A 5,326-nucleotide genomic window follows, 5' to 3' on the forward strand; every position below is an offset into this window, starting at 1 on the left:
TGACGGCCGCGTTCCCCGGGGCGCGGCGCCGGTGGTGGAGCGGCTGTCGGCGCTGGTGGCGTCCGCGCGGCAGGAGGACCGGCCCCTGAGCCTGCTGGGCGAACCGCTGGCGCTCTTTGGCGAGGAGGGCACGTACAACCTGCACGCGGTGCCGCTCACGGCGGAGGACCCGAAGGAGGAGGCGCGCGTGCTGCTGGTGGTGGAGGACCTGAGCGACGTGCGCGCGCTGGAGACGCAGCTGTTGCGCGCGGAGAAGATGGCGACGGTGGGCGTGCTGGCGGCGGGCATCGCGCATGAGATCGGCACGCCGCTGGGCGTGGTGCGCGGCCGGGCGGAGTACGTGCAGGGGAAGCTGGGGCCCTCGCACCCGCAGGGGCCGGGGCTGGGCGTCATCGTGGAGCAGATCGACCGGGTGAGCCGCACGCTGCGCCAGCTGCTGGACTTCTCGCGCCTGCAGCCCGCGATGGTGCGGCCGGTGGCGCTGGGGCCGCTCGTGAAGAGCGTGCATGAGCTGCTCCAGGTGGAGGCGGAGCGGCGGCGGGTGAGCCTGAGCGTGGACGTGCCGGAGTCGGTGCCCGCGCTGGCGGCGGACGCGGATCAGCTCCAGCAGGTGCTGATCAACCTCACGCTCAACGCGTGTGACGCGTGCAGCGAGGGCGGGAAGGTGGAGGTCTCCGCCTCCGCGCTGGCGGGGCCGGAGGAGGGGACCTGGGGCCTGGTCGCGCTCACCGTGCGCGACGACGGGTGCGGGATTCCGAAGGAGCGCCTCAACCAGGTGTTCGACCCGTTCTTCACGACGAAGAAGCGCGGCCAGGGCACGGGGCTGGGGTTGACGATGGTGGCCCACGTCGTGCGCAACCACGGCGGCCGGGTGGAGCTGGAGAGCACGCCGGGACAGGGCACCCGCGTCACCGTGCTGTGGCCGGTGGCCCGCGCCGTCCCAGGGGAACGCCATGCCGAGCGACTTGCCGTCTGACGCCCGCATCCTCGTGGTGGACGACCACGTGGAGATGGGGCGCATGCTCCAGGAGCCGCTGGCCGACGCGGGCTGGACGGTGGACCTGGCCACGGGCGGCCAGGAGGCGCTGGGCCTCATCCGCTCGCGCGTGTACGACGCGGTGCTCACCGACCTGCGCATGGAGAAGGTGGACGGGCTGGACGTGCTGGACGCCGCGCGCGCGGTGGATCCGGAGCTGCCCGTGCTGCTGATGACGGCCTTCGGCGGCGTGGAGAGCGCGGTGGAGGCGATGCGCCGGGGCGCGTACCACTACTTCACCAAGCCCTTCCGCCTGGACGAGGTGCGGCTGTACCTGGGCCGCGCGCTGGAGGACCGCCGGCTGCGCGCGGAGCACCGCGCGCTGAAGCAGGCGTCGCAAGAGCGCTCCGGCCTGGGCGCGCTGGTGGGCAGGAGCGCGACCATGCGCGGGCTGTACGAGCTCATCGACCGGGTGGCGCACGCGGCGGCCCCGGTGCTGCTGCGGGGTGAGAGCGGCACGGGCAAGGAGCTGGTGGCCCGCGCGCTGCACTTCGAGGGCCCGCGCGCGCCAGGGCCCTTCGTGGCCGTCAACTGCACCGCGCTGCCGGGGCCGCTCCTGGAGAGCGAGCTGTTCGGCCACGTGAAGGGCGCCTTCACCGGGGCCACGTCCGTGCGGCGCGGCCTGTTCGAGGAGGCCAACGGCGGCACGCTGTTCCTGGACGAGATTGGCGACATGCCCACGGAGCTCCAGGCGCGGCTCTTGCGCGTGCTGGAGGACGGCGAGGTGCGCGCGGTGGGCTCGGACGCCAGCCGCACGGTGGACGTGCGCGTGGTGGCGGCCACGCACCAGGACCTGGAGGCGCGCGTGCGGGAAGGGCGCTTCCGCGCGGACCTCTTCTACCGGCTCAACGTCGTGACGCTGCGGGTGCCTTCGCTCAAGGAGCGCCGCGAGGACATCCCGCAGCTGGTGGAGCACTTCAGCGCCCGCTCCCGGGCGCGCAACCCGCGCTCGCGCGTGACGTCGCTGTCACCGGAGGTGGTGGCCGCGCTGGGCGCCATGCCCTGGCCGGGCAACGTGCGCGAGCTGGAGAACCTGGTGGAGCGGCTGGTGGTGCTCGTCCCCCGGGAGACGGTGACGCTGGAGGACCTGCGGCCCCACGCGCCGGTGCCGGAGCCGGAGTCCCCACTCGCCCAGGCGCAGGAGGGCGTGTGGACCCTGCGCAAGCTGGAGGGGGAGTACATCCACTGGATGGTGCAGCACTGCGGCGGGAACAAGACCCGCGCCGCGGAGCTCCTGGGCATCGATGTGTCCACCATCCACCGTCGCGAGCGGGAGCGGTAGCGGGCCGGCGTGGCAATCCGCCACGGGGGGCTGGCGGATTGCCACGGTCCACTGGCGATCACTCCCAGGACCCGGGGGGCGGTGGCTCAGGCATGTTGCTTGCTGTGACGTGGGGCCGTGACGTCCCTGCGCACAACCCGGGCCTTGCTGCTCGGTGCGGATGAGTCCCTGGCATCGTTGCTGGCGGACGTGCTGGGCGACCTGGGCATCGCCCTGTTCCTGGACGCCGGGGACGCGGCCCGGCCGGACCTGGTGCTGGCGCACGTGGAGCGCGGTGAGGCCATCCTCCCGGTGCTGACGCGCGCGCGGGCCTGCGCCGCCGCCGCGCCCGTCGTCGTCCTGCTTCCCTTCGCGGACGAGCGCCTGGTGTCACGCGCCCTGTGTCAGGGGGCCCGGGCATGTTTCGCGCTGGGCCGTCCGCTCGATGAGCTTCGCGCCCTCCTGCGCTCGCACTTTCCCTCCTTGGAGACCACCCATGGGTGAACCGATGGCCGTCGTCACGGTGCTGCGTCCCGTTGTCCCCCTGCGCGAAGTGGAGCGCCGCCCGGTGGCCGTGCCGGAGCCGGTGGTGGCTCCGGTGGTGGCTCCGGCATCGGACGCGGGGGAGCCCTCCCTCTTCCAGGCGGGCCAGGTCCGCGTCACCCGCGACCGGCTCGTCGTGGGCGGGCAGGCCTGGGCGCTGCGCGACGTGCTCCAGGTGGAGACCGCGCGCCGCACCCCGAAGGTGTGGCCCTACCTGCTCGCGGTGGGCCTGGGCGGGGCGCTGGGGCTGCCGCTGCTGTCCTGGCTGTCCGTCAGCGTCACGGCGCTCCGGGGGGCCTACGAGGCGGGGCTGGGGCTCACCGCCCTGGGCTTCTTCGCGTCCATGGCCGCGCTGCTCGTGGTGGAGGACACCCACTACCTGGTGCTGGGGCTGCCGGGCGCGCGCGCCGCGTCTTCGGCAGCCACGACGCCCAGCTCATCGCGCGGCTTGCGGGGACGGTGCGGGCCGCGTGTCCCCGGCCGTGAGCTGCTCGCGCACCTGCGAGACGAGCTCGAAGGAGCGCAGCCGCGCGGCGTGGTCGTAGATCTGCGCGGTCACCATCAGCTCGTCGACCCCGGTCTGGTCGAGGAGGGACTGGAGCCCCTCGCGCACGCTGGCCGGCGAGCCCACCACGGTGCACGCCAGCATGTGCTCGATCTCCGCCAGCTCCATCTCGTTGAGCTGGCCGTCCAGGCTGTCCACCGGCGGCAGGAGCGGGCCCGGCCGGCCCCGGCGCAGGTTGAGGAAGGCCTGGAGCAGTGACGTGAAGAGGCGCTGGGCCTCCTTGTCCGTGTCCGCGGCGAAGACGTTGACGCCAATCATCGCGTACGGCTTCTGGAGCACGTCCGACGGGCGGAACTGCGTGCGGTACAGGTGCAGCGCGCTCATCATCTGCGCGGGCGCGAAGTGCGACGCGAACGCGAAGGGCAGGCCCAGGGCCGCGGCCAGCTGCGTGCTGTAGGTGCTGGAGCCCAGCAGCCACAGGGGCACGTGCAGGCCCGCGCCCGGCACCGCGCGCACGGCCTGCCCCGGCGTGGGGTCCTTGAAGTAGTTCTGCAGCTCCACCACGTCCTGCGGGAAGCTGTCCGCGCCCAGCCCCCGGCGCAGCGCGGCGGAGGTGCGTTGATCCGTCCCCGGCGCGCGCCCCAGGCCCAGGTCGATGCGGCCGGGGTAGAGCGTCTCCAGCGTGCCGAACTGCTCCGCGATGACGAGCGGGGCGTGGTTGGGCAGCATGACGCCGCCCGCGCCCACGCGGATCCGCTTCGTGCCTCCCGCCACGTACCCGATGACCACCGACGTGGCCGCGCTGGCGATGCCCGTCATGTTGTGGTGCTCGGCCAGCCAGAAGCGCTGGTAGCCCCAGTCCTCCGCGTGGCGGGCCAGGTCCAGGCTGTTGCGCAGGGCGAGGCCGGGATCGCCCCCGGAGATGACGGGGGACAGGTCGAGGACGGAGAAGGGGATCATCGTGGGGGACCCTCGCGCCAGGGGGGGCGGAAAGCCCTTCGATAGCCAGGGCCTCCAGGGTTTTCACGGCATTGACGCACCGCCCGGGCGCTCGGGCCCTCCCACCTGCCAGGCAGGGGCCCTCCCACCCATCAGCAGGGCTTGTCACAAGGCCCCGTCGGGGAGCCGAAGCCCGCGTACTGGTCCTACTGTCGGACCAGTTGGTCCAAGGTCATGCCCGGGGGCGGGTCAGTCGTGCGAGGGAGCGGCCTTGCGCTCTGGCTTCACCCGGGCCAGGGCGGCCCGCGCGCGGGCCAGGGTGTCGTGCGGATCCTCGTCGCCCTGCACCGTCACGGCGATGGACACGCAGCCGGGCTGGCCGGGCCGGTCATGGAGCTGCTGGCGCACGGCCTCCGCGACCACCGCGTCCGCCCCGGGCAGCGCGAGCAGGAGGGTGTCCCCCGTCCAGCGCACCGCGAAGCCGGGGGAGGGCAGAGCGCCTCCGCGCGCCGGGCCAGCTCCCGCAGCGCGCCGTCGCCCGCGTCGAAGCCTCGCGTGCGGTTGAGGGCGCCCAGCTCCACCAGGTCCACCAGCACCAGGCTGACGGGCAGCCCTTCACGGCGGCAGCGGCCAATCTCCCTGGCCAGCCGCTCCTCGCCCACCCGCCGGGTGTCCAGCCCCGTGAGCGCGTCCTGGCGCAGCAGCCGCTCGCGCGTGCCCATCAGGTCGGAGCCGATGCCCAGGTCCATCAGCGACAGCAACTGCGCGACGCCGCCGGGCACCAGGAAGGGGCGCGCCACCCAGCGCACCACGCGCGGCCGGGGCCGCTCCAGCGACAGCGTCAGGTGCAGCCCGCGCGAAGCCTCCGCCGCCAGGTCCAGTTGCCGCAGCGTGCCGCCCGGGTCCGCGGTCAGGTTCGCGACGTGCTGGCACAGCGAGTCGAAGGCCATGCCCGACAGCCGGTCCTCCGGCAGCCCCAGCAGCTCCGCCAGCGCCGCGTTGGCCGCGAACGGCTTGCGGCCCGGGGCCACCACCAGCACCG

The 5,326-nt window shown here is 73.9% G+C and carries 5 protein-coding genes and 1 pseudogene; 4 read left to right on the forward strand and 2 right to left on the reverse strand.

Annotated elements, in window-relative coordinates; all coding sequences use genetic code 11:
- The 4 genes and pseudogenes from ACLEQD_RS35975 to ACLEQD_RS35990 all read left to right on the forward strand — a co-directional run.
- The coding region (locus ACLEQD_RS35975; RefSeq protein ID WP_410390372.1) for a two-component system sensor histidine kinase NtrB at window positions 1-976 on the forward strand (976 nt) is incomplete at its 5' end.
- Window positions 954-2,318: a sigma-54-dependent transcriptional regulator gene (locus tag ACLEQD_RS35980; protein ID WP_410390374.1), complete on the forward strand. Its 1,365-nt coding sequence runs from the start codon at window positions 954-956 to the stop codon at window positions 2,316-2,318. The genes ACLEQD_RS35975 and ACLEQD_RS35980, both read left to right, overlap by 23 nt.
- 117 nt (window positions 2,319-2,435) lie before the next feature.
- Window positions 2,436-2,801 (forward strand): DNA-binding response regulator, encoded by a 366-nt coding sequence (locus tag ACLEQD_RS35985; RefSeq protein ID WP_171412318.1) that lies wholly within the window; start codon window positions 2,436-2,438, stop codon window positions 2,799-2,801.
- A gap of 4 nt (window positions 2,802-2,805) precedes the next feature.
- Window positions 2,806-3,231: pseudogene (locus ACLEQD_RS35990) on the forward strand (DUF6232 family protein); the annotation flags it as partial.
- Between the two features lie 45 nt (window positions 3,232-3,276).
- On the opposite strand, the gene ACLEQD_RS35995 reads toward ACLEQD_RS35990, so the two are convergent.
- Both ACLEQD_RS35995 and ACLEQD_RS36000 read right to left on the reverse strand, forming a co-directional pair.
- Window positions 3,277-4,305, reverse strand: a complete 1,029-nt coding sequence (locus ACLEQD_RS35995; protein WP_410390376.1) for an LLM class flavin-dependent oxidoreductase — start codon at window positions 4,303-4,305, stop codon at window positions 3,277-3,279.
- Between the two features lie 329 nt (window positions 4,306-4,634).
- Window positions 4,635-5,326: GGDEF domain-containing protein (locus ACLEQD_RS36000; protein WP_410390378.1), on the reverse strand; the 692-nt coding region annotated here is incomplete at its 5' end.

It is taken from the genome of Corallococcus sp. 4LFB (assembly GCF_046520365.1).
GTDB classification, from domain to species: Bacteria; Myxococcota; Myxococcia; order Myxococcales; family Myxococcaceae; genus Corallococcus; species Corallococcus caeni.

Excerpts from the sequence above, each read along its gene's own strand:
- ACLEQD_RS35980 (WP_410390374.1), top strand. The coding sequence starts at position 954 with ATGCCGAGCGACTTGCCGTCTGACGCCCGCATCCTCGTGGTGGACGAC.
- ACLEQD_RS35995 (WP_410390376.1), bottom strand. The coding sequence starts at position 4,305 with ATGATCCCCTTCTCCGTCCTCGACCTGTCCCCCGTCATCTCCGGGGGC.